The organism is Streptococcus jiangjianxini (assembly GCF_040225085.1).
GTDB lineage: Bacteria > Bacillota > Bacilli > Lactobacillales > Streptococcaceae > Streptococcus > Streptococcus jiangjianxini.
Genome location: NZ_JBEHGL010000003.1, coordinates 113,769 through 138,657 on the forward strand (window position 1 = coordinate 113,769; position 24,889 = coordinate 138,657).

A 24,889-nucleotide genomic window follows, 5' to 3' on the forward strand; every position below is an offset into this window, starting at 1 on the left:
AAGCGCAAATTAAAAACCCTCAAGAAATCATCGGCCAATGGCGATAGTTTTCTTGAGGGTATTTTGTTCTAGTCTTACTTCAAATCATTATAACTAACCATCGAACCAATGGACTTGATGGGTGACTTAGTATAGTCTTCTTAATTTCCTACTCAAGAAACTTCTCCCTGAAGTAGGTATTTTATCAATGAGTTAAACTCATTGATGAACCCAAAAATTCTGTTAAAGAAGTTGCTGGTCGTCCTAGAACACGTTCGATGTCACTAGAGACAGCTTCGAGTTCTCCTTTTGCAATGGCAGTGTAGGTTGACACCCAGCTATCGTATTCCCAATCTTCTGCTGGCCAAGCTTTTCTAGAATCATAGGCTTCTTCGACTGTCTCTTCCACATATGAGATTTCTTTTTGCCAAGCTCTGCCGACTATTTCAGCAATTTCAGCCATAGACAAGCTCTCAGGACCCGTCATATCAAGGATTTGATTTTCAAAGTTTTGAGGATTTTGCAAAACCTTAGAAACAACTGCCGAAACTTTTCCACTACCAGCTGGGCCCTTGATTTCGCCATAGTCTTGACATAGTGCTACGAAGAAATCCATGTAAAAATTATCGCGAATAAAGGTATAGGTGAAACCTAGTTCTTTAATATAGGCTTCTGTCGCCGCATGGTCACGCGACAAAGTAAAGGTGGCATCCGCTGCTGCTTGGTAGAAACTAGTGTAAACAATATGCTTAACACCTGCACTCTTCGCAGCATCTAGCAAAGCCGTGTGCTCAGCCACACGATCAAAAGATTCACGCGCCGACACCATAAATAGAATATCAACACCTGTCAAAGCATCAATCGTTGTCCGACTCTTGTCATAGTAAGATTCGTAAACAGTCATGTGTGGCAAAGTCTCAACTGCTTGCGGACGACGAGCCAACAGTCGTGCAGGTATTCCTTTTTGTGATAAATTTCAGGCTAAAAGCGAACCTAACTTTCCTGTCACACCTGTGATTGCTAACATTTGCCTTCTCCTTTAACTTACCTAATCCTTTAATCCCAACAATCGTCTTGCATAAAAGACTTGTCCCGAGTGCATGGTGACATCGTCTAAAGTAGACACTAACCGTACGCCGCGGGTGACAGCTGGTGTCCATGACTCATCAACAATATCGTTCAGATCCCTTTCTTGTAGCGACTGAATATACTCCACGGCGGCAGCTTGGGCTTCTTTAAAATAAGTCAATAAATCATCAAGATTATCAACTCGAATCTGCTGCGCCTCATCTAGAGTATGACGCCAGCTTGGACTGGAACTTGATGGTAGTTTTTGCTCCCAACCGTTTGTCTTAAGTAGCCATTCTTGGTCTGCCAATTCAGCAATCTGAATATCCAAGACTAAGGCTGTGTGCCAGAGCAACCAAGTCATGGACTTAATCTGTGGCGCTTCATCAGCAGCTGGAAAACTATTAGCTTGTTCTAGGCTGACACCTTGAAAAGCCCGTTCAAATCGAGCCACTGCACGGTTTAAATCATCAATCAATAAATCTTTAAAGGTTGTCATCTGATTCTCCTATTTTTTTAGTAATCCTTCTTTTTCCAAATAATCATGCGCTACTTGTGCTGCATCTTTTCCTTTAACGTCCACTTGATAGTTCATCTCAGACATTTCGGTTTCGGTGATTTTACCTGCTAGTTGTTTGAGGATTTTCTTAAGCTCTGGATGTTCTTTCAAGAATGCTTCTTTCATCAATGGAGCACCTTGATAAGGTGGGAAAAGTTGCTTGTCATCTTCTAAAATGACCAAATCATATTCCTTAATCTGACTATCAGTAGAATAGGCATCGATGATATTGACATCACCAGTCTGAATCGCTTGATAACGCAGAGCTGGCTCCATCGTATTGACCTTAAAATGCAGACCATAGAGTTTTTCTAGACCTGGATAACCATCTGGTCGGTCATTGAATTCCAGAGAGAATCCTGCTACTAGCTTATCTTGTACTCTTGCCAAATCAGAAATTTTTGACAAATTATTTTCTTGTGCAAACTCTTTGGTAACTGCTAAGGCATAGGTGTTCTGATAGGCCATAGGTTGTAGCAGGGCCAAGTCATCTTGTTTTAAAATCTCATCGCGAGCTGCGGTGTAAACCTCTTTAGGATTATTAGAGAGTTTCGGAGGATTTTTCAAAAGACTACCTGTCACCGTCCCCGTAAATTCGGGGTAAATATCGATATCACCTGATTTCACGGACTCATAAAGGAAGCTAGTCTTACCAAAGCTAGGTTTAAGATCAACCTTGAGGTCACTTTGATCCTCAATCAGTTCCTTGTACATGTTAATCAAAATCTCAGGCTCAGCCCCTAGTTTTCCAGCAATAACGACGGTATCATCACGATGGCTGAGATTTTTAAAAATTGCTGGCGCATAAGTCATCAAAAGCCCAAAGACCATGACAGCAAAAGAAAGCAGAATGGTTCTTAGCTTTGCTTTCTCCAAAACTTTCAAGACGGCATTAAAGAGGATAGCCAAAATAGCCGACGAAATCGCCCCTATCAGGATAAGTGAACTGTTATTACGATCAATCCCTAACATGATAAATGATCCTAAACCACCAGCACCGATAAGAGAAGCCAAGGTTGCCGTTCCAATAATCATAACAGCAGAAGTTCGGATTCCCGACATGATGATCGGCATACTAATCGGCAGAATAAAGGTTTTTAGACGTTCCCAACGATTTAACCCAAAAGCTGTTCCGGCTTCAATCAGACTAGGATCAATACTCGCAATAGCCGTCACTGTACTCTGCATAATGGGAAAAATAGCATAGATCACCAAGGCTACTACCGCTGGTAAGGTACCAATCCCCATAAAGGGAATAAAAAGACCTAAGAGAGCCAATGACGGAATTGTTTGAAAGACGCCTGTTACTTGCAAACTAGCTTCTGCCCAACTTTGACGCTTACTGAGAAAGATAGCTAGAGGCACAGAAATGAGGATAGCCACCAACAAGGCAATCAAGGAAATCTGTAAATGTTCTACAAGGGCTGTCAACCAGTCGCCAAATTTGGCTTGGAAAGTCACAATCAAATCAGTCATGGCGAACACCTCCAAATAATTCAGCCACAAAGGCATCTGCTGGTTGATCAAGGATTTCTTGCGGGCTAGCGAGTTGGACCAGTTCCCCCTGATTGAGGACAGCAATACGATCAGCCAATTCTAAAGCTTCGCGAACATCGTGAGTGACAAAGATGGTCGTCATCCCAAACTCTTCATGCAGTTCTTTAGTCAAAAGCTGCAACTGCTCACGACTGATCGGGTCTAGGGCTGAAAAAGGTTCGTCCATCAGCAAATACTGTGGTTCATGAATGATAGCGCGTACAATACCAACACGTTGCTGCTCCCCACCAGACAAATCCTTAGGATAACGATTGAGATACTCACTTGGAGTCAGACCAACTCGTTCTAAAAAGTATTGGGATCGCTCCTTAATTCGCTCTGATGACCACTTTTTCATCTTGGGGATAAGAGCAATATTTTCAGCAACTGTTAGATTAGGAAAAAGAGCAATTTGCTGCAAAACATAGCCCATTGAAAGACGAAGTTGTCGCAAATCCAGTTGATTTTGTTGAGTCCCATCGATGATAATTTTTCCATCTGTTAAATCAATCAAACGATTGAGCATTTTGAGAATCGTTGTTTTTCCAGAACCAGATGGTCCAACTAAGACCAAAAATTCGCTATCAGCTATCGTAAAGCTCTGGTTTTTAAGGACAACTTTGTCGCCAAAAGACTTGCTGACATGATCAAATTCAATCATACATTTTCTCCATTTCTTGTTTGAGGGCTGTATTATATTTTATAGTCAATTTATTCAATAGAACTTGCTCTTCTTTTGAAAGTTCAGCTGTTGCCCGATTCTCCATAGATGATATTTTTTGGTATATATCTTCAGCCCAAAGCTGACCTTCAGGCGTCAACTGAATCGACTTATGCCGCTTATCTATCGGATTTTCCAACAATCGAAGATAGCCCTTTTGTCGCCAAGTTTTAATGGTGGCATTGACCACTTGCTTGGATGAGTAAGTTTTTTGCGCCAAAATTTTTTGAGTAATATAGTCTCCCGTCATCTCAGGATAATGTTTAATCCAAAATAAGATCTGCATAGACTTGCGTTGTAAACCGTATTGACGGGCAAACCATTCATAAAGACTAAACTGCTCATCCATACTTCTAATATAGGGATTAAAAGTGAGATTCTTTGCCATAGTGACTCCTTTAGTCAAATCATTTTACTATATCAAGTTTAGCTAATTATCTTTTATTAGTCAATTTTTTTGACTAATTTAATCTCAGAGAACCGATCTGTTTTTACAAAGTCAGCTAAGACGACGAAGTTACCCACCAACTCTCACTCAAAAGCATCTTATGACACCATCCTTTTTTCGTGTGACTTTAATAGACCAGGGACAGGAATGGCACCAAGCCGTCGACGACAGGATGACCCTTGTGCAAAAAGTTGAAACCTATACTTCCCACCACTACTGGGTTGCAGAAGATCATCATAATGCTCATCCAGCTTCTTCAGCTAATTCAAAAACTACTAGGTAAAATAGAGTGGATTTGCCTTGGTTCTGCCAGATTCACCTTTCCTAATCACAGTCCCTCTGAGATTTCTGAGGCATAGGCGACACTTCTTGTTCTCTAAATTCATTTGGTTTTTTGTCTGATTAACCCCATTTACGGCTAATTAGGGACTACTACAATGGTCGCTTTTAGCTAACTGGAGATTAAGTACAAGAACCTCAATCACTGTTCTTTGTCATAAAACGAGCTCCTAATTGACCAAAATAAGCATTCCATTCCTTGCTATCTTCACTGATAACTAATACTCAATGACAAGCAAAAGCAGGCTAGACAATGCCGATACAGATGGAACTAAAGTTCATCAAATCGAGCCACAATTCAGGTTTTTGATTGTCGAAGAGTATAACCATTTATTTTAACAGTTGTAGTCGCTTCTAGTAATGCTTAGCACATCAAGAGATATGATTTCTAAATGCTAGGACAAAGTGCCGCTACCTTTTTGACCAAGTTGCCTCACTAGTCCATCGCAAAAGCGAAGTCGGCAACCTAAAGAAAAAACGAGCACTCAGGCCCGTTTTCATCTTATTTTATGCACTTAATTCAGCGACAATAGCTTTAATTTGATCTTTGGTGTGGACACCAGCAACTTGCTTAACCACTTGCCCGTCTTTTTTGAAAAGAAGGGTTGGGATAGACATAATGCCAAATGATTGTGCTGTGTGTGGATTTTCATCAACATCCATTTTAACAATTTTGAGTTCATCTTCATCGAATTCTTGGGACAATTGTTCCAAGATTGGCGCTTGCATAAGGCATGGGCCGCACCATGTTGCCCAGAAATCTACCAAAACGAGACCCTCTGCAGTTTCTTTTTCAAAACTTGCATCAGTTACCACTTGTGTCATATCTTACCTCTTTCTTTTTTTAGGCCATCAAGCAAAACTAGCTTTCTAACAGTTAATGTAAAGCTATTTTAACGAATTCTTAAGAAAGTTACAACTATTTGCTACGCCCATTAGGTACCTTGACCGCGCTGATAGGAATGATTATAAACCTTGTAATCATGATCATGAAGTATGGCTGCTGCATCAGCTAACCAATTGACATTGCGTAAAATACCCCGCCCAAGTAAAATCAAATCAGCTTGACCATTTTGTAATAAATACTCTGCTAAGCCAGGATTATCCAAAAGACCAACAGTTGTTACTGGAATAGAGACAGCTTCTTTCATTTTAGCAGTAAAGCTTGCTTGATAACCACCATGAATTGGAATATTAGGGCCAACATCCATGAGGCCGCCTGTGGAAATATCCAAACAAGCTACACCCAGTTCGTCCAGCCATTTTCCCATTTGTTGGTAATCTTTGATGGTATTTTGGACACCAGTTTCATCATAGGCTGACATAGACAAACGCACCCAGATCGGCTTCAAAAAGACCTTCTTAATCTCTTCAACCACTTCTTTCAAGAAACGGAAACGTTTTTCAAGAGAACCACCGTATTTATCACTACGTTGATTAGATTGAGGCTCTAAAAATTGATTAATCAAGTAACCATGTGCTCCGTGAAGTTCAATCATGTCATAACCTGCTCTATCAGCCCGTTTAGCCGCTTCCACAAAGGCATTTTTGACACGTTTAATATCTTCTAAGGTCATTTCACGTGGCACTCTGTAACCACTTCCATAACCAATAGCACTTGGTGCGATAGGATCCATAGCATCATGAGCTTTGCGACCGCCATGTCCTAGCTGGACACCCACTTGCGCCCCTAAATAATGTAAGTCCTCGACAATCTCAGCGAGAGCATTAGCCTGCTCATCCGTCCAAATCCCTAAGTCACGGTTAGTCAAACGTCCATCAGCCTCAACTGCCGTTGCTTCTTGAATAATAAGACCAACACCAGCAATAGCACGCGCTCCGTAATGGGCTCGGTGGAAAGCCGTTGGAAGGCCGTCCTCCTTATGAACTTCATACATGCACATCGGCGACATCACCACACGATTTTTTAAGGATAATCCTGCCATCTCGACAGGTGAAAGTAACATTGTCATTATCTAACCTCCTCTTTCTGTCTACAATTGTCATTATTCTAGCACAATCCTACCAAAACTTCAGTTTTTTGCTATCAAAAGGCTCTAGAACAGATATCTTAAATGAATTCCTTCTTACGTTAAAAAGTAGGTCATCATTAAAAAAGCTGTATAACAGTCCCCATGCAACCAGTGATCAGTGTTTCATTGATAAAGCGTAGTTTGGAGACCTAAAAAATTTAGCACTCGTCGCCTAAGATGATCTTAGCAGCTCTTGTCATTTTAGCATTGTCTGATACGACATTTTCGCACCTCCTCTCTAGCATCAAACATTTTTTGCGAATACTACCTTTTCATACGAATCCAAAATCAAAAAATAGCACGATGTATCGAATAGCAAAATAAAATCCCGCAGTTTAGAGCAAACGAAGTGAGCTTGAAAGGATATTTTCGCGTAGTGATATTATTAGTGACAGTGTTGCTGTCACTAATAACGGAATTTTTTGAAATTAACTGAGTATCAAAAGAGAAACATAGGACAAAGACAGCTTTATCTCAAAAGGAAATATCTTAGACAAAGGCAGGATGAAATCCTTCTCTAACACACTAAAGACAGAAATGATTTTGAGCTCTTGGAAGACATCTTCTTCCCGTGAACGCATTGGAAGTAGCCATTCCAAATGATATTATAGTTAAATGAAATAACAAAGGGACAATACTAACTAAAAAGCATCGTCATTAGATCATACTTTTTGAGTTGTTTTATAAAATCTAGTGACTATTCCATATCAATATGACATGACGATTGTACTGTCTTTGTTTCATATCAGTCAAACTCGGTCACAAAGGAGTTAAACTAACATAAAAAGGACTGGGCTCTGAAATACAGAACGCAATCCTTAGGTTAACGGAGAATCTCCAAACTTTGGGCATAACCTCAGGGAGGGATGTTATCCTACCCGTTGATATTATAAAATGGCGGTCTTGACTAGCGCATAAATAATGAGAATAAGTCCTAAAACAATACGATATTTACCAAAGACAGTAAAATCATGTCGCTTAACATAATTCGTCAAGAACTTAATCGCGTAAAGACTGACGAGAAAAGCGGTAACACTAGCTACCAAGAGGATTAGCACTTGTGACATACTAAGAACATTGCCATCAATAAAAAATTTAACAGCTTTCAAGCCACTATAGCCAAACATGGTTGGAATAGCCAAAAAGAAAGTAAAGTCTGCCGCCACAGAACGACTAGTTCCCAAAATAATGGCTCCTAAAATCGTCGCGCCTGAGCGACTAGTCCCTGGGACAATGGCAAGCACCTGAAAAACACCGATAAGAAAAGCTGTTCTATAAGACATCCTTGCCAAGTCAGTCACTTTTGGCTCTCTCGTTGCATTGCGCCTCTCAATCACAATAAAGGCAATACCATAGACAATCAAGGCAACCGCCACTGGAAGCATAGCATTAAAATGACGCTCAAACCAATCATCAAACGGTAGAGCAACTAAAATGGATGGAATACAGGCTATGACAACTTTTAACCAAAGCTGCCAAGTTAATTGAATTTCTAGCTTCGTTTTTCCAGGTTGAAATGGGTTCAAACGTTCGAAATAAATGACAATAACAGCTAAAATAGCCCCCAATTGAATGACAATATTGAACATATCAATAAAGTCTTTTGACTGATTGAATGCAATAAATTCTTGAACTAAAATGAGGTGACCTGTACTTGATACAGGCAGCCACTCCGTGACACCTTCGACAATACCAAAAAAGATAGCCTTTAAAATTTCTATGATTAGCATGCAAACTCCTATATTTAAATTTGTCTTCTATTATAACAAAACATCCACAAAAATGGCGTAGCAACTATTATTATGAAACGATTATTACATCATTATTCTTCATTTTGAGTGATTTCATATTGAAATAGACTCTGGTTTCTTGTAAAATGGAGAAGACACAATAAAAAATGAGGAGTCTTTCATGAAAAAGATTTTTTTAGGCTGTTTTGCAGCTTTACTCCTGTTATTCGGAGGAGTAACAAAAGCGCAAGCAGATGAGTACTTGCGTGTCGGTATGGAGGCTGCTTACGCTCCATTCAACTGGACACAAGATGATGACTCAAACGGCGCTGCGCCAATCGAAGGAACTAAGCAATATGCTAATGGATACGATGTCCAAGTGGCTCAAAAGATTGCTAAACGCATGGGTAAAAAACTCCTTGTTGTTAAAACAAAATGGGAAGGCCTCGTTCCTGCCCTGACTTCAGGGAAAATTGACATGATTGCTGCAGGTATGAGTCCTACCGAAGAACGCAAAAAAGAAGTTGCCTTCTCAAATAGTTATTATACCAGTGAGCCAGTCATTGTGGTCACTAAAGACAGTGATTACGCTAATGCGACATCCATCAACGATTTCAAAGGTGCTAAAGTGACGGCCCAACAAGGAGTATGGCATGTCGACCTTCTTCCAGATTTAAAAGATGCCAATCCTCAAACACCTATGGGAGACTTCTCCCAAATGCGTCAAGCCCTTTCTTCAGGCGTTATCGATGCTTATATCTCTGAACGTCCAGAAGCCCTAACTGCCGAGGAAGCTAACAGTAAATTTAAAATGCTTACCTTGAAGCCTGGCTTTAAAGTTGACGAGTCAAATGCTGCTACTGCTGTCGGTATGCGTAAAGGAGATAAGCGTATATCACAGGTTAATGACGTGCTTGCAACTATTTCTGAAAGTGAACGCATCAAACTGATGGATAAAATGATTGCCGAACAACCTTCGGATCATAGCGACGGCGAAGCTGCTAAGAGTTTCTTTGGGCAAGTTGCTGACATTGTCAAAAATAACTGGGAACAATTGCTTCGCGGTACCGGTATCACTCTCTTGATTTCCATTTTAGGGACTATCATTGGGACTATCATTGGTCTTTTAATTGGTGTCTACCGTACAGCTCCTAAGGCCAGCAACAAGGGTCTTGCCATTCTGCAAAAACTCTTTGGTTGGCTACTCAATGTTTATATCGAAATTTTCCGTGGTACTCCGATGATTGTACAAGCTATGGTTATCTATTATGGAACTGCCCAAGCCTTTGGGGTCTCCCTTGACCGCACCCTAGCTGCTATTTTCATTGTTTCAATCAATACCGGTGCCTATATGAGTGAAATCGTGCGTGGGGGTATCTTTGCCGTTGATAAAGGACAATTCGAAGCCGCTACTGCACTTGGTTTCAACCATAACCAAACCATGCGTAAAATTGTCTTACCACAAGTCATTCGCAACATCTTACCCGCCACTGGTAATGAGTTCGTTATCAATATCAAAGATACTTCCGTATTGAACGTTATCTCCGTCGTGGAGCTTTACTTCTCAGGTAATACTGTCGCAACACAAACGTACCAATATTTCCAAACCTTCACAGTTATTGCCGTTATCTATTTCGTATTGACCTTTACCGTGACCCGCATCCTTCGATTCATTGAGCGTCGTATGGACGTCGACACATATACTACTGGTGCTAACCAAATGCAAGTTGAGGAGGTGGCACATGACTAATCCTATTTTAGAAATCAAACATCTCAAAAAATCATTTGGTAACAATGAAGTCCTCAAGGACATTTCATTAAGTATCAATAAAGGTGAGGTTATCTCTATCATCGGTTCATCTGGTTCCGGTAAGTCAACCCTCCTTCGTTCGATTAACTTATTAGAGATTCCAACAGAGGGTAACATTATCTATCATGGTGAGAATGTTCTCGAAAAAGGCTACCAATTAACCACCTATCGGGAAAAACTCGGTATGGTATTCCAATCTTTTAACCTTTTTGACAATCTAAATGTTTTAGAAAATGCTATTGTGGCGCAAACAACTGTACTAAAACGCAGTCGTTCTGAAGCGGAAGCAATCGCTAAAGAAAACCTTGAAAAGGTTGGCATGGGAGAACGCTATTGGAAAGCTCGTCCTAGTCAATTATCTGGTGGACAAAAGCAACGTGTTGCCATCGCTCGCGCTCTATCCGTTGATCCAGAAGCCATCTTATTTGATGAACCAACTTCTGCCCTTGACCCAGAAATGGTTGGTGAAGTGCTTAAAACGATGCAAGATTTAGCTAAATCAGGCCTAACGATGATTATCGTAACGCATGAAATGGAATTCGCTCGTGATGTGTCTGATCGTGTCATTTTCATGGATAAGGGAGTCATCGCCGAGGAAGGATCGCCACAACAAATCTTTGAAAATCCTCAAGAAGAACGTACTAAAGAATTCTTGAAACGCTTCTTGAATTAAACATCATATCAGAGAGTTGACACCGTCAGCTCTTTTTTATCTGCTATAAATTAAAGACAACTGTCTTATGCTTCGAAATAATACTCATCTAGAATCAAAAAATAACACGATGTAGCGAATAGCAAAATAAGATTCCGCAGTTTAGAGCGAACGAAGTGAGCTTGAAAGGATATTTTCGCGTAGTGGTATTATTAGTAACAGTGGTGCTGTCACTAATAACGGAATTTTTGAGACCTAGGCTCAAAAAATAGGAATGAAACTCCGAAGGAGCTTGCTTTCGTCCGCACTACTTAAGAAAAGATCAAAAAAGTTTTTTTGAAATTAACTGAGTATAAAGTCAATTTTCAAAGTATCATCTCAAAATACTTTACCAGTTAACTATTTTATGGTATCATGAGATAGTCATTGCAATGAATACTTTTCATAAGGAGGGAAAAATGGCAGAAAAAACAGATCTTTCGTCAGCCTACCGTCGTCTTAAAAGTCCAAACATCAAGACACGTAAACGTGCTCTTAAAATCATCCACGAGTTCAAACGCAGAGGTAAAAGTAACTAATACTATTATGCCGTCAACAAAAAAAGACAAGAGAAGCACATTTCTTGTCTTTTTTGTTTACTTATTTGCTTTTAAAGCTGATAACACCTGAGTTCGAATATCATCGACACCATTGGGCGTATTGGGTAAAAAGATGGTTTGATTACCGTTTGCAGCGAAAGTATTGAGTGTATCAAGGTACTGATTGGTTAAAAGGATAGACATGATTTCTTCCTCATTCAAACTAATATTAGCATCCTTAAGTTCTTGAATAGAATCTGCTAAACCATCAACAATAGCTTTACGTTGTTGGGCAATCCCTACCCCATGTAGACGGTCTTTTTCAGCTTCAGCTGAGGCTGCTGTAACGATCTTAATTTTATCGGCTTCCGCTAACTCCTGTGCAGCCACACGTTTACGTTGAGCTGCATTGATTTCATTCATTGACTGCTTAACTTCAGCATCTGGCTCAACCTTAGTAATCAAGGTTTTAACGATGATATAGCCATACGTTGACATTTCTTCGGCAACTTGATGCTGTACTTCAAGAGCGATTTCATCTTTTTTCTCAAACAATTCGTCCAAGGTCAATTTAGGAACTGATGAACGCAAGGCATCCTCAATATATGATTTAATCTGCGCTTCAGGTTTCATCAATTTGTAATAAGCATCGATAACATTTTGTTCATTGACACGGTATTGAGTAGCAATATTAAGTGTGACAAAAACATTGTCTTTTGTCTTTGTTTCAACAATAATTTCACTTTGAAGTAGACGTAATTGCACACGCGCAGCAATCTTATCGATACCAAATGGTAATCGCACATGAATGCCACTAGTCGATATGGTTTGATATTTACCAAAGCGTTCTATAATAGCCACCGACTGCTGTCTGACCACATAAAGTGTGCTAGCAATTATTGTCAAAATAAGAAGCAGGATGACAAGCGGAAAAATAAGTGCCATAGTAACAGTTCCTCCTAAAACGTTTAATACTATTATTATATCAAGTATGAAATCAATGTCAAATATTCGACTAATAGTTATTAAAAAAATAAGAAAACAATGAATGTGTTAGATGAAGTAGCCCTTTTCATTAAATAAACTTCTAATTTCAAAAATATAAATGTATCAAACAATTTCTTTCGTTCATAAATTAATTTCATATGCTCTAGCTATTATAAGAATAGTATACTCAACTGACACAAGAGCAGGACTCCTTATCCGCTACGCACGACATAGTATCGCGTCCCTGCTCGTAGGTCCGCGATTTCACTATCTTTTCCTTTGACAGTTTCAGCTTCTAGCGTCAAACTTAGGAGTCAGTATTGGGTTCACCGGCAGCTGGTGCCAACGGAAGCCTATCACATGTACGACATGCTCGTTGTACCCAAAAAGCCTGAGTGCCAAATGGCACTCAGGCTTTTTATTTATAATCATCACTCAACACTCATCAAATAAGGGTAAACAGGTTGGCTTCCAATATGGATCTCAACTTCTACATCTTCATGGGTTGCTTCAAGCTTTTCAGCAATTGACTCTGCTAATTCTTGCTCTCCATCTTCCCCAACGTAGATGGTTACAATTTCACTATCTTCATCTAACATTTTTTCAAATGTCGATAAGAGAGCCGCCTCCATATCAGGGGTGGAAACCAGAATTTTACCATCAACCATTCCCAAAATATCATTTTCATGAATTTCAAGACCATCGATTGTCGTATCACGAACAGCTAAGGTAACGCTGCCACTAACAACATCAGATAAACTAGCAGACATAGCTACTACGTTATCCTCCAAAGTTTTAGAAGGATCAAAAGCTAAAAGACTCGTCAAGCCTTGTGGTACGGTACGAGATTCCACAACTGCTGCTGGGATGTCCACAACATCTGCTGCTGATTGAGCAGCCATAAAGATATTTTTATTGTTTGGTAAGATAATAACATTCTTAGCATTAACATCTTCAATAGCTTTAACAATATCTTCAGTTGATGGATTCATTGTCTGACCACCAGAAATAATATAATCTGCACCTTGCGCTTTAAAAATTTCTGACAATCCTTCACCTGCTACTACTGCTATTACGCCATACTCCTTTGTTTCCTTCGGAGCTACAGACGCTTCTGAACTTGTTCTTTCAAGAACTTCATCATGCTGATTACGCATATTATCGACTTTAACTTTAACAAGAGACCCGTACTTTAAGCCTTCTTGCATAACAAGTCCTGGATCTTCAGTATGAACGTGTACTTTAACAATTTCATCGTCATTAACCACTAGAAGTGAATCACCAATCCCACTCAAGTAACCTTGGAATTCTTCATAGTTAAATTCTTTAACATGTGTTGGACCTTTACCAAGTGCTACCATAATTTCAGTACAGTAACCAAAAGTAATATCTTCAGTCGCTACATGACCAGCTACGGATTTATGGTGTTCAGCGTTAATCATCTCAGACATGGTTGCAGGCGTTGCCTGGAAATCTTCCGAAGATAAATATTCACCTGTCAAAGCTGCCAAAAAACCTTCGTAAATGTAAACGAGTCCCTGACCACCAGAATCAACAACTCCTACTTCTTTAAGAACTGGAAGTAAATCGGGCGTTTTTAAAAGAGCTGCTTTTGCACCATCAACAGCTGCACGCATCACTTCAATAGCATCATTTGACACTTCAGCCTTATTTTTAGCTGCTGTCGCCGCACCACGTGAAACAGTCAAGATCGTTCCTTCCACAGGTTTCATAACAGCTTTATAAGCTACTTCTACACCTGATTGGAAGGCATCTGCTAAAGCTTTACCGTCTAGTTCTTCCAAATCTTTGATACTTTGTCCAAAACCACGGAAGAGTTGTGATGTGATAACACCCGAGTTTCCACGAGCACCCATCAATAGACCCTTAGATAAAATCTGACCCACCTGGCCTACAGTTGTCGCAGGCTTATCAGCAACTTCTTTAGCTCCATTATCCATAGTCATCCCCATGTTTGTCCCAGTGTCACCATCTGGAACTGGAAAGACATTTAGGGAATTGACATATTCAGCTTGTTTACCAAGACGTGTAGCTGCTGCTTGCACCATTTCTTGGAATAAACTTGTTGTAATATTTGACACTACTCTTCTCCTACAACCTTGATATTTTGAACATAAACATTCACCGTTTCAGCTGAAATGCCTAGTTGATTTTCTAAATTAAACTTGACACGTTCTTGAATGTTTTTGGAAACTTCACTGATTTTCACACCATAACTCATTACAGTGTAAACATCTACGGAAATTCCTGATTCTGTTGATTTGACAACAACACCTTTTGCGTAGTTTTCTTTACGAAGAAGGGCTTGGAAATTGTCTTTTATAGCACTTTTACTAGCCATTCCAACAACGCCAAAAATCTCTGTTGCCGAACCCCCAACGACTGTTGCAATAACATCGTCTAAGAGTTCAATTTGACCATCTTTTGTATTGATTTTTACAGTCATATTCACTACCTCAAAAAGTTTTTATCACTTCATTTTATCATAATAGAGAGACTTTGTAAAAAAAGATAATACTTTGAGGAAATAAAAAAGCTAGATGACAAGCATCTAACTTCTTTAACTATTAAACGCGCTCAACTTTACCTGATTTAAGGGCACGAGCTGAAGCCCAAACTTTTTTAGGTTTACCGTCGATAAGAACAGTAACCTTTTGAAGATTTGGTTTTGCAGTACGTTTTGTTTTGTTCATCGCGTGTGAACGGTTGTTAGCTGACATAGTCTTACGACCTGTAAAATAACATACTTTAGCCATTTCGTGTTTTCCTCCTACGTAGAATATGTTTGGATGTGCTAGCACCACATACCTTACTATTATAGCAGAAACACCAAAACAAAACAAGATGTTTTTATAATTCTTTTGGTTTTCTGAAAAATAGAATGAAAGTGTCACCTTAAATACAACAGGTTTTATTTGATAAAAAACTAGATTGATGAAAAGTGTTGTGCTAATCCAATCATGCATAAACAGCTGACAAAAACAGTAAAAAACTTCGTCAAAAATTGATTTCTAAAAAAGGAGAACTGTTTAGATTCTAAATTTTCCATACAGTTTTGAACTTCAGTCTAACTGGCATATGAAATTGGACTACTATCTAAAACTTTTGACAGCAAAAAAACCAACCTTACGGCTGGTTTTAGTAATAAATCTTAAATTAAGCTTTATCTGCTGATCCAAACACGTCAATACGTTCTTCAACAGCACCTTGAACAGCTTTGAAACCGTCAGCAAGGAACTTACGTGGGTCGAAGAGTTTCTTACCGTCATAAGTTGCTTCGTCTGCATCATAGGCACGAGCAAAGGCACGTGTCGCATTAGAGAAGGCGATTTGGCTTTCTGTGTTAACGTTAACTTTAGCAACACCAAGTTTGATAGCAGCCGTGATTTGATCATCAGGAATACCTGATCCACCATGAAGTACGATTGGGAAACCAGGTACAGCTTCTGTCAATTTCTTCAAGTGGTCAAGATCAAGACCTGTCCAGTTTTCTGGGTATGGACCGTGGATGTTACCGATACCAGCAGCCAAGAAGTCAATTCCAGTTTCAACCATAGCTTTAGCGTCTTCAATTGGTGCAAGTTCACCGCTACCAATGATACCGTCTTCTTCACCACCGATTGTACCAACTTCAGCTTCTACAGAAACACCTTTAGCGTGTGCCAAAGCAACAACTTCTTTAGCTTTTTCAAGGTTTTCTTCGATTGGAAGGTGTGAACCGTCAAACATGATTGAAGTGTAACCAACTTCGATACACTCAAGTGCATCTTCATAGTGACCGTGGTCAAGATGAATTGCAACTGGTACAGTGATACCCATTGACTCTACAAGGTTAGCAATAAGTGATTGACATACTTTGTAACCACCCATATATTTAGCAGCACCCATTGAAGTTTGAATAAGAACTGGAGCTTGTTTGCTTTCCGCTGCGCGCAAGATAGCTTGTGTCCATTCAAGGTTGTTTGTGTTAAATCCACCTACAGCATAGCCGTTGTCACGAGCTGCTTGGACGAATTTTTCTGCTGAAACGATTGCCATTATAAAGGCCTCCTCTATATTTTTGGGGATTATTTCCCCTTTACGCTCTATATTTTAGCACAAATGAGGTTAAAAAACCAGTTTTCTTCTAAGTTAAGCGTTTTCTAGATCAAAAGAATGAGAAAAATATCACTTATTATGAGACCCTGACCAACTCCTGCTCTAATAACAGTGAGAAATGACTACTTTAGCTAGTGTTTTAGCTGACAAAACAAAAAACCAAGTCAACAACTTGGTTTCACTATGCGGAAAGGGGGACTTGAACCCCCACGACCTAAAGCGGTCACAGGATCCTTAGTCCTGCGCGTCTGCCAATTCCGCCATTTCCGCTGTTCTTAACAACAAAAATTATTATATCAGCTGTTAAGAAATGTGTCAACACTATTTTTGATATTTTTTCAAAAAATCTTCAATTTTTTGGCGATAGGTTTCGGGATTTTTTTCGAAAGATTGTGCGTGTTTGGCACCTTTGGCAATATAAAGTTCTTTTGGTCCTTGACTAGCTTTAAAATTGTCATACACCATATCTGTCAGCACAAACTTATCAGCATCTCCATGAATAAATAATACTGGTAAGTCATTTTTAGCTAACTGTTTAACCGAACTAGCTTGTCCATAAGTGAATCCAGCTAACAGTTTAGAAATTCCTGACACCCCATACAAAATTGGAAATGGTTTTAAGTCATACATGTCTCTGGCTTGATAAGAAAGTTCCTCCCATACGCTTGTGTAGCCACAATCTTCTATTATAGTTGTTACTTGTTTAGGAAGTTTTTCACCGCTAGCCATCATAACCGTCGCGGCACCCATAGAAACGCCAAAGAGAGTGATTTTTTGCTTAGGTTTTCCGGCAATCAAGTTATTGGTCCACTTAATCACATTATCTTTATCATTCCAACCATAGCCGATAATTCTCCCTTGACTTTCACCGTGGGCGACATTATCAGGCATTAAAACATTGTAACCTAACTGATGGAACATATAGGCATATGGTTTCATGTCTGATTTATCATTGGTAAATCCGTGAACAACAATGACTGTCTTATCTGATTTTTTCTCAGCAGGAACATACCAAGCAACCTGTTTTAACCCTTGATTAGTTAAATAACGCTTTTCTTTAGGTAATTGATTAAAGGCTTGTTCGTCTTGATAAAGTGAACTGTCTGGCGTACGAGCCTTGTTGTTAATAAAGTCTTTTTCAGAACGGAATTGTGCCACATAGAAAAAGTAGGCACTAGCGCCAGCTATCATTAATAAAACAAGTGTGATCAAGATGATGAGAGTTATAATCCATTTTTTCATATCCTTATTGTACTGAGAATTTACCAAAAAGAAAAGAGCTATGACTCTAGGCTGAAAAAAGTTCTTTTGAGACCGCTTTTTTGAGTTTTTTAATCATTTTGAACAACGAAAAACTCTCAGCAATTTTTACTAAATCCACATTGCTAAGAGTTCTTTTTTGATCATTGAGTGTCGATCTTTAGAAGAGTCTGAAGATGTGTCTATATTCCAAGAAACTTCACTTATGCTTCAGTCTTACATTAGGATGCTTCCAAAGATTGGAACAACAACAGTAACAATAACACCAACAAGCACGAGAGCAATCGACGCCATTGATGCTTCTACTTCTCCCATATCTTGTGCCACTGAAGCACCAAGTGAATGTCCTGCCGTTCCAAGCGCGATACCTCGCGCGATCGGATCTTTGATTTTAAAGCGTTTCAAGAGTGGCCTTGCTAAGGCATAGATGATGACAGCATTCAAGATACAAGCCAGTGATGTTAATTCCCCTGAACCACCAAGAGCAACTGAAGTTGGCATAGCAATTGCTGTTGTAGCTGCTTGGGGCAACATTGAGGCTGTCACTTGACGTCCCAAACCCATGATGGTTGACACCATATAAATACCATAGACAGCAACAATACTTCCCAGAGTGATTCCACCAACAATTTGGACGCAGTATTTTTTCAAGACATCACGTCTTTTATAAAGAGGAATCGCAAAGGCAATAGTCGCTGGTTCAAGGAAGAAACTAACAATCTGACCACCCTTATTATACTCTTCAAAACTAATACCTGTCGCTAGAAGAGTCACAATCCCTAAGACCATCCCAACAAAGAGTGGGGCAAAAAGGAAGAAGCCTTTTGACTTTTTAAAGAGGACTTGACCGATGAAAAAACTACTGATGGTGAGTAGGACCCCAAACATTGGAGATTCTTTTAAAACATCTACTAAAACATCCATGTGACTACCTCCTTAGTTATTCCAGTATGAGTCGCTTGGTTTTAATCCACTTTGAACACTTGGTTTTTTCTTAGCAAAATACTGCTTAACAGTTGTCACCAGAGTAACAGGATTTGCCGCCATAAGCACTTGAGTCATCCAACCAGTTGCTACCAAGAGAATCAAGGTTGAAAGGAAGATTAAAAGAATATTGAGGATAAAGTGAGTTTTTAAAATACCAAAGGAATTCATCACTGAAATCCCAGCTGGCACAAAGAAAAGTCCAATATTATCAACCAAAGCTGTACCAGCTTTTTCAACTTGTTCTAACTTAATAATGTTTAAGGTCAAGGCCAAGAATAATAAGATAAGTCCAATAACCGATGATGGCATTGTAAATGGCAAGAAGCTTTCAATCACTTTTGAAATAAGAACGATAAGACCAAGGACAACACTTTGGTAGAGAACTGAGTAATGTTTTTTCATGAGTAACTCCTTTTCACTTTTTTCTTGCTTTCGATGGTTTTAGTATAACTAAAAAAAGAGCTCTTTGGCTCTTTTGGGTGTAAAACGCTTTCTTTTTGGTATGAAATACCGTTTTAGCTTCCTAAAATACACTTTATAAACCTAAGCGTTCCTTAAATGCTTTCAGGTATGATCGACTAACAGGAACCTTTCCGCCATTGGTCATGGTAATCTGGTAGGTTTGATTGAACCACGGTTGAATTTCCTTGATTTGGTCCTGATTAATCAAATAACTACGATGAACTTTCATGAAACGATCTGTCGTCAACAACTTTTCTATGGCAGACAGACTGGTATGACTAGTATGACTAGCTGTTTTAGTATAAACAGTTGTTTCCTTCCCTTGCACCTCACAGTAAATAATATCCTCAAAAGGGATCAAGTAAATGCGTTCATCCGTCTCAACCGTTAGACGCTGACTGGACTTTCCAGATGTCTTTTCTGAATATTCCGCTTCAGTTGATAACGTCTGTTTAGCTTTGTTGATAGTCCGTTGAATTCTATCCTGTTCAAAAGGTTTAAGAATATAGTCTAAAGCATTCACCTCAAAGGCTTCCACAGCATGATTGTCATAAGCTGTGGCAAAAACAATCAAAGGCGCCTGTGGGACTGTGCTTAGTCTCTTAGCCAAATCAAGCCCACTCTCGTCTGTCAAATGTATATCTAGAAAAAGCAGATCAGGCTGATGCGTTAAAATCAATTGGAAGGCATCATCGATGGACTCACCTTCCCAAATGTCTTTCACATCATTAGTTTGTTCAAGCAAGTAGGACAATTCCATACGTGCCAAGGGTTCATCATCTATAACAACTACTTTCATCACACACTCTCCTCCACGGGTCTATTGGGTAAAAGGATCTTGAAGCAAGTCCCTGATTGGTCGGAGGCAATGCTAAACTGAGCATTGTCGCCGTATAAGCTTGTAAGGCGACGGTTGAGATTTTCCAAAGCTGATCCTGTTCCTCTTTGCGAAGGCACAACTTCCTTGCCTAATTTATCTTGAAGTTCTTTCGAAATACCAGAACCATTATCACAGACTTCTAAGAGTAAATGGTTCTGGTCAACTGGAGCCAAGTGCACCCAAACGTGGTTATCTTTTTTACGACCTGAAAAGGCGTGTTTTAAAGCATTTTCCACTAAAATCTGAATCACAAATGGCGGAACCCCCGACTGGTATAACTCTTCTGAGACATCAATATCAATCTGGTAACGATCAGGAAATCTAGCCTGTTCAATGGCCAAATAAGCTTGCAGATGAGCTAGTTCATCCTCAACACTAATAACATTTTGACGAGTGCTCTTAATATTAGAACGAAAATACTTTCCTAGTTGAAGGAGCAGGTCGTGTGCTTTTTCATTATCGATACGCATCAAAGCAGAAATAGTATTGATAGCATTAAAAAGAAAATGAGGGTTAACTTGAGCTTGAAGAGATTTGATTTCTGCATCTTTCAATAGTCCTTGCTCCAAAGCCATTTGTCCTAGTTCTAATTGTGATGAGAAGATGTTCCCTAAGCCAGCTGCCAACTGTTCTTCAACATAGGTCAAATCATCTGCGTTGGTAAAATATAATTTAAACGTTCCAAGCACTTTTGTTTTAACCATTAAAGGGACCACGATGGCTGCCGATAAAGGACAATCAGGGTAGCGACAACCAATATCGTGTTTGTGTCTGACCACATGAATTTCTCCCGTTTCAATCACTTCTTTAGATAAGTCAGTGATGATCTTCTTCGTGGGAATATGATGGTCACTGGCTGCTCCAACGTGGGCTAATATGGACTGGCGGTTGGTCACGCTAACTGCTGACACTCGCATAAACCGTTTAATTTCCTCAGCTGCCTTAACTGCCGACTCAGGTGTTAATCCTTGTCTAAAATAAGGCAAGGTCGTGTTAGCTAGCTCTAAAACATCATGAGTCTGAATAGCTTTCATGCTTTCTTCTTGCCGAAGGGTCCCTAAAATAATCGAGAGGAAAATGCCAGTCCCTAAGGCATTAACCAGAACCATTGGTAGGGCAATCGTTTCAATCAAAGCGATAGCATTAGCCTTGTTAGGAAGAAAAATGAAGATACAAAGCATCTGAACCATCTCCATCATGACACCACAAAGGCTACCTTGCCAAATGGCTGGGTAAGTATTTTTACGCAAGCTGATGCGTCCAACAAAACCTGATAAAAGACCAATTAACAGTGACGAGATAAAATAAGTGTAAGGGACACTCCCCCCTTGTAGCCAACGAACCGTCCCTGAAATTAAACCAACAAATACGCCGACAAAAGGACCACCAATCAAGCCTGACATTCCAATGGTCAAAGTCCTAGTATTGGCTATCGAAGCGTGAGCCGTCAAGCTGACTGCATTACCACTATCAATGCTCGTAGGCGATGTCACAAGGACACCTGTAAAATTGGAAATAATAGCAAAGACACTAAAGGTTGCAATCAGCAGCCACTTAGCCTTTGTTTCCTTACGGTGATACATCATTTTTTTATAAAATGGGCTAATCATTAATAGATTAGCCAATAAAATGATGAGCCCCACACGTTCCAGCAAAGGGAGCAATAAAGATGCCATAGCCAACCTCTCTTTAAGATGATAGTCATCTACAATCAAAAGAAGATTAGGCGACGCTGATGAAGATAGAGTTGACGTTCATCAAATCAAGTCAATAACGTCTATTTTTAATTGCCGATGAGTATTCTTTTTTATGATATCAATTTTCTTGATTATTATTATAGCACTAATGTTTTGTCAAATTCAAATCACTTTTAGCTGCGACTAGCAACAGCTTATGTTATAAAAGCGGTGTACAACTCTTCAACAAGATTGGCGCAGATTTGTCATTCTGAATGGTCTGGTCTGCCACTATCCCCTTTTACCAATAGACAATGTCACACCACCAGTCACAATAATGTATGGTCTTCTAAATTAACTTTGATACATCGTCACTTTCGACTTGCCGTACGCGAGTACTGCCTACGTCTTTCTCTTCCTTGTCTAAAGCTAATTCATTTGACTATACTCGGTCAATAGCAGGATAACCCTTCTAAAAAATAACTTACGATGGTAAACAATCTCTAAAGAAACACCAATGCCATCACAATCACACCATAATAGAATAGCTTGAGCAAAAAAATAAAAAATTCTTAAAACTTATTTTCAAAACAAAACGAAAAAGACAATCGTAGGTGACTTCAACTAAGCCGCACACGATTACCTGCAGGCATCGCCCCATTCGAACGATAGATTATCTCATAAGGCATCATAAATTTTAGTCTAGCCAAAATCGGTAAAATCGGCTAAGCACTAGCTTTATAAGACTCTATCAAAAACTCTCAACATACGGTGGTGGTTTTGCATGTCCTTTTAAAACTGTCCAAGATTGCCGTCACGAAAACAGCTTTTGTAGTAGCCTGATAACCTTAACAAATGATAGACAAAAGCTCCCTAGCCATAACTAGAGAGCTTCGCATAACCTCTAAAGAGGTACAAACTGCTATCAATAATGTAAGATTTATCAAGAGAAGCTACCGCTTACTCCTCAACGTCTTCGTCGTCAGAGAACTCATCATCTTCTTCGTTTAAATCAACATCTTCTTCAACAACTTCGTCATCAGAGATGATTTCATTCAACTCAGAGTCGTATGATTCAACCTCTGATTTTTCATCATCTGGGTTTTCTTCATCATACTCGATCGTTTCCGTTGCAGCCGTGTAGTCTTCATCCTCTGGATCATCAGCGTTATAATCAATCGCATCTTCGTCACCATCCATGAAAGCATTAACACGTTTTTTCTTACGTTTTGGTGCATCTTCACCTTCTTCTTCAAAGGTAAGGATTTCTTCGTCAATCTCATCGATTGCATACCATGAACGAAGACCCCAGCGGTTATCACCTAACGGGATAAAACTCCCATCAATGTTCAAATCTGAGTAGAAATATGGGAGAGACTCACGAATATCTGCATCCGTTTTTCCAAGGTAGACTTGGATCTCATTCACCATGTCGCTGAAATACATTTCATTGTCGCGACCACGTTCTTCTAAAATTGCACGAGCCACTTCAATCATTGAAAGTTCGCTCTTTTCTTGACCAGCAAATACTTCTAATTCCAAGGTCTATTCTCCTTATGTTATCATTCCTTTCTATTTTACGCTAAAAATAGTCTTTCGTCAAAACTTTTATTGTAAATTCTCAATAAAGAGACAACTTTCACAATTCTAGCAATCAGTCCTTTAAGTAAGTAAGATTGGTAAGTGAGATTACGCTTTCTCCAATAAGTTTAGTCAGAGACCAAAGACTGCCCCACTTGATCTGCTTCTAGGATGGCTGCTTTAAACCGCTCTGCTTCAAATGGTGTGTGTTTGTACTCATTGGTTGTTAATGCTAATTCAAGCACTGCTGCTATGTCTGTCTCTATCAAACCAATATCGCTCAAGGTTACTGGTAAGCCAAGGGATTTATTGAAATAAGCAACTTTATGCAGCTCTTCTGTTTCATTAAAATAAGCATGAAGTACCATGACACCAAAAGATACTACCGCACCATGAAGATGCTCACCTTCACGTTTAACAACTGTTGTCCCATTATAAAAAGCATGAGCATGGCAAGAATTGAAATAAAAATCAGGTTGGTTAACTAAGTTTGAGGCATAGCCCGTAGAAACAAGGATAGCTAGAGCAATCTCCTCTACTGCGTTTGATGGTCTATTATTTTCGACATCCTTCAAACCCTCCCGACCATATTTATAAAAAGCATCTTTTGAAGACAGGGCTACTGCTCGACCTAAAACACCTGTATGTGACAATTTACCGCCACGCTGCTCATATTCATAAGCAGCACGTTCCACTTCAGGGGCCTTAGAGATCCCATCTCCAATGCCTGCCCAGAAATACTTAACCGGTGCCTCTGCAATCACTTTAGTGTTAATAAAGATATGAGCTGGTGTTTCAGGATAGCCATACTTAAGGAGACTATGATCATCCTTATAAATAACAGCAATAGCTGTCCCGGCTGAGCAATTAGAACAGATGGTCGGGAAGGTCATGATATCTTTTTCTAGTTCATGTGCCACCATCTTAGCCGTATCCAGTGCACGTCCGCCACCAAATCCAAAGATGATATCTGCACGAGCTACATCTGGATTAGCGACAAGTTTGTCGATATTTGACTGTGTCGAATCTGTCCCATAAATAAACTGACCAGTCACTTCATAACCATTTTTTTCTAAAATTGTAATCACCTGGTCAGCTGAACTAGCCAGGGCCTTCTCACCACCAACGAGCGCTACGCTCCTAACATGATAAGACTTCAGAACTTGAGGAATTTCCTGAAAGCAATCCACTCCATAACTGTAATTGGACATATTGTTGGTTGTCATAGCACTCTCCTTGAAAAAAATATTTTTTTGAATTATCCAAAAATTCAAAATGTTATCCTCTATCTTATCACTTCTGCTGATAAAATCAAGAAATTTTTAAAATTTTTAAGGATTTTTAGTTCAAGCATTGTCAAAAAGGAGAGCACCTCTTATAATGTAGATACAATCGGTTTATCAAAAACAAGGTACCAAGAGTAGAGTTGCCATCTAAGTGTATGTTTCTTTACTTTTGAGATATGTTACGAAATAGGAATAGGA

The 24,889-nt window shown here is 39.4% G+C and carries 22 protein-coding genes, 1 tRNA gene and 1 pseudogene; 3 read left to right on the plus strand and 21 right to left on the minus strand.

Translation table 11 applies throughout. The features are described from left to right. Nucleotides 1-184 precede the first annotated feature (184 nt). The 8 genes and pseudogenes from ABP870_RS02630 to ABP870_RS02665 all read right to left on the minus strand — a co-directional run bounded on the left by ABP870_RS02630 (nucleotide 185) and on the right by ABP870_RS02665 (nucleotide 8,413). Nucleotides 185-1,006: pseudogene (locus ABP870_RS02630) on the minus strand (SDR family oxidoreductase). A gap of 21 nt (nucleotides 1,007-1,027) precedes the next feature. Next, nucleotides 1,028-1,546 (minus strand): DinB family protein, encoded by a 519-nt coding sequence (locus ABP870_RS02635; protein WP_350013939.1) that lies wholly within the window; start codon nucleotides 1,544-1,546, stop codon nucleotides 1,028-1,030. Nucleotides 1,547-1,555: 9 nt separating this feature from the next. Beyond that, entirely contained in the window at nucleotides 1,556-3,082 is a 1,527-nt protein-coding gene (locus ABP870_RS02640) for an ABC transporter permease/substrate-binding protein (RefSeq protein WP_350013940.1), read from the minus strand. Continuing rightward, complete coding sequence (locus ABP870_RS02645; RefSeq protein ID WP_350013941.1) at nucleotides 3,075-3,803, minus strand: ABC transporter ATP-binding protein; 729 nt, start codon at nucleotides 3,801-3,803, stop codon at nucleotides 3,075-3,077. Before ABP870_RS02645 ends, ABP870_RS02640 begins: the two co-directional genes overlap by 8 nt. Then, a complete protein-coding gene (locus ABP870_RS02650) occupies nucleotides 3,796-4,251 on the minus strand; it encodes a MarR family winged helix-turn-helix transcriptional regulator (RefSeq protein WP_350013942.1) in 456 nt (151 codons plus the stop codon). The genes ABP870_RS02645 and ABP870_RS02650 overlap by 8 nt, the downstream gene beginning before the upstream one ends. Nucleotides 4,252-5,157: 906 nt before the next feature. Then, nucleotides 5,158-5,475: a thioredoxin gene (trxA, locus tag ABP870_RS02655; protein WP_062711674.1), complete on the minus strand. Its 318-nt coding sequence runs from the start codon at nucleotides 5,473-5,475 to the stop codon at nucleotides 5,158-5,160. Between the two features lie 110 nt (nucleotides 5,476-5,585). Continuing rightward, nucleotides 5,586-6,623, minus strand: coding sequence for an oxidoreductase (locus ABP870_RS02660; RefSeq protein ID WP_350013943.1), 1,038 nt, complete (start codon nucleotides 6,621-6,623; stop codon nucleotides 5,586-5,588). Between the two features lie 947 nt (nucleotides 6,624-7,570). Beyond that, nucleotides 7,571-8,413, minus strand: coding sequence for an undecaprenyl-diphosphate phosphatase (locus ABP870_RS02665; RefSeq protein WP_350013944.1), 843 nt, complete (start codon nucleotides 8,411-8,413; stop codon nucleotides 7,571-7,573). A gap of 181 nt (nucleotides 8,414-8,594) precedes the next feature. Between ABP870_RS02665 and ABP870_RS02670 the strand changes: the two genes are divergently transcribed. The 3 genes from ABP870_RS02670 to ABP870_RS02680 all read left to right on the plus strand — a co-directional run bounded on the left by ABP870_RS02670 (nucleotide 8,595) and on the right by ABP870_RS02680 (nucleotide 11,453). Further along, nucleotides 8,595-10,163 carry an ABC transporter substrate-binding protein/permease gene (locus ABP870_RS02670; protein ID WP_350013945.1) on the plus strand — a complete coding sequence of 523 codons (1,569 nt, stop codon included), beginning with the start codon at nucleotides 8,595-8,597 and terminating at the stop codon, nucleotides 10,161-10,163. Further along, a complete protein-coding gene (locus tag ABP870_RS02675) occupies nucleotides 10,156-10,896 on the plus strand; it encodes an amino acid ABC transporter ATP-binding protein (protein WP_350013946.1) in 741 nt (246 codons plus the stop codon). The genes ABP870_RS02670 and ABP870_RS02675 overlap by 8 nt, the downstream gene beginning before the upstream one ends. Nucleotides 10,897-11,333: 437 nt before the next feature. After that, complete coding sequence (locus tag ABP870_RS02680) at nucleotides 11,334-11,453, plus strand: putative metal homeostasis protein (RefSeq protein ID WP_350013947.1); 120 nt, start codon at nucleotides 11,334-11,336, stop codon at nucleotides 11,451-11,453. 57 nt (nucleotides 11,454-11,510) lie between these two features. Here ABP870_RS02680 and ABP870_RS02685 read toward each other — a convergent pair whose 3' ends face one another. From ABP870_RS02685 to ABP870_RS02745, 13 genes are all read right to left on the minus strand, one after another. After that, nucleotides 11,511-12,398 carry an SPFH domain-containing protein gene (locus ABP870_RS02685; RefSeq protein ID WP_350013948.1) on the minus strand — a complete coding sequence of 296 codons (888 nt, stop codon included), beginning with the start codon at nucleotides 12,396-12,398 and terminating at the stop codon, nucleotides 11,511-11,513. A 473-nt stretch (nucleotides 12,399-12,871) separates the two neighbouring features. Then, nucleotides 12,872-14,542, minus strand: coding sequence for a DAK2 domain-containing protein (locus ABP870_RS02690; RefSeq protein ID WP_350013949.1), 1,671 nt, complete (start codon nucleotides 14,540-14,542; stop codon nucleotides 12,872-12,874). Continuing rightward, nucleotides 14,542-14,907 (minus strand): Asp23/Gls24 family envelope stress response protein, encoded by a 366-nt coding sequence (locus ABP870_RS02695; RefSeq protein ID WP_062711653.1) that lies wholly within the window; start codon nucleotides 14,905-14,907, stop codon nucleotides 14,542-14,544. Before ABP870_RS02695 ends, ABP870_RS02690 begins: the two co-directional genes overlap by 1 nt. Nucleotides 14,908-15,028: 121 nt before the next feature. Beyond that, on the minus strand, nucleotides 15,029-15,217 hold the full coding sequence (rpmB, locus tag ABP870_RS02700) for a 50S ribosomal protein L28 (RefSeq protein ID WP_017769206.1): 189 nt from the start codon (nucleotides 15,215-15,217) through the stop codon (nucleotides 15,029-15,031). Between the two features lie 400 nt (nucleotides 15,218-15,617). Continuing rightward, entirely contained in the window at nucleotides 15,618-16,499 is an 882-nt protein-coding gene (locus ABP870_RS02705) for a class II fructose-bisphosphate aldolase (protein ID WP_350013950.1), read from the minus strand. A 244-nt stretch (nucleotides 16,500-16,743) separates the two neighbouring features. Next, nucleotides 16,744-16,829, minus strand: a tRNA-Leu gene (locus ABP870_RS02710). A gap of 51 nt (nucleotides 16,830-16,880) precedes the next feature. Further along, nucleotides 16,881-17,801 (minus strand): alpha/beta hydrolase, encoded by a 921-nt coding sequence (locus ABP870_RS02715; protein ID WP_350013951.1) that lies wholly within the window; start codon nucleotides 17,799-17,801, stop codon nucleotides 16,881-16,883. Between the two features lie 234 nt (nucleotides 17,802-18,035). Next, on the minus strand, nucleotides 18,036-18,743 hold the full coding sequence (gene lrgB / locus ABP870_RS02720; RefSeq protein WP_350013952.1) for an antiholin-like protein LrgB: 708 nt from the start codon (nucleotides 18,741-18,743) through the stop codon (nucleotides 18,036-18,038). Nucleotides 18,744-18,755: 12 nt separating this feature from the next. After that, complete coding sequence (gene lrgA / locus ABP870_RS02725) at nucleotides 18,756-19,208, minus strand: antiholin-like murein hydrolase modulator LrgA (protein ID WP_350013953.1); 453 nt, start codon at nucleotides 19,206-19,208, stop codon at nucleotides 18,756-18,758. A gap of 133 nt (nucleotides 19,209-19,341) precedes the next feature. Then, entirely contained in the window at nucleotides 19,342-20,067 is a 726-nt protein-coding gene (locus ABP870_RS02730) for a LytR/AlgR family response regulator transcription factor (RefSeq protein WP_350013954.1), read from the minus strand. Next, on the minus strand, nucleotides 20,067-21,824 hold the full coding sequence (locus ABP870_RS02735) for a sensor histidine kinase (RefSeq protein ID WP_350013955.1): 1,758 nt from the start codon (nucleotides 21,822-21,824) through the stop codon (nucleotides 20,067-20,069). The genes ABP870_RS02730 and ABP870_RS02735 overlap by 1 nt, the downstream gene beginning before the upstream one ends. Nucleotides 21,825-22,784: 960 nt before the next feature. Then, nucleotides 22,785-23,366: a DNA-directed RNA polymerase subunit delta gene (gene rpoE, locus ABP870_RS02740; protein ID WP_062711634.1), complete on the minus strand. Its 582-nt coding sequence runs from the start codon at nucleotides 23,364-23,366 to the stop codon at nucleotides 22,785-22,787. 167 nt (nucleotides 23,367-23,533) lie between these two features. After that, on the minus strand, nucleotides 23,534-24,631 hold the full coding sequence (locus ABP870_RS02745; protein WP_350013956.1) for an iron-containing alcohol dehydrogenase family protein: 1,098 nt from the start codon (nucleotides 24,629-24,631) through the stop codon (nucleotides 23,534-23,536). Nucleotides 24,632-24,889: the final 258 nt, after the last annotated feature.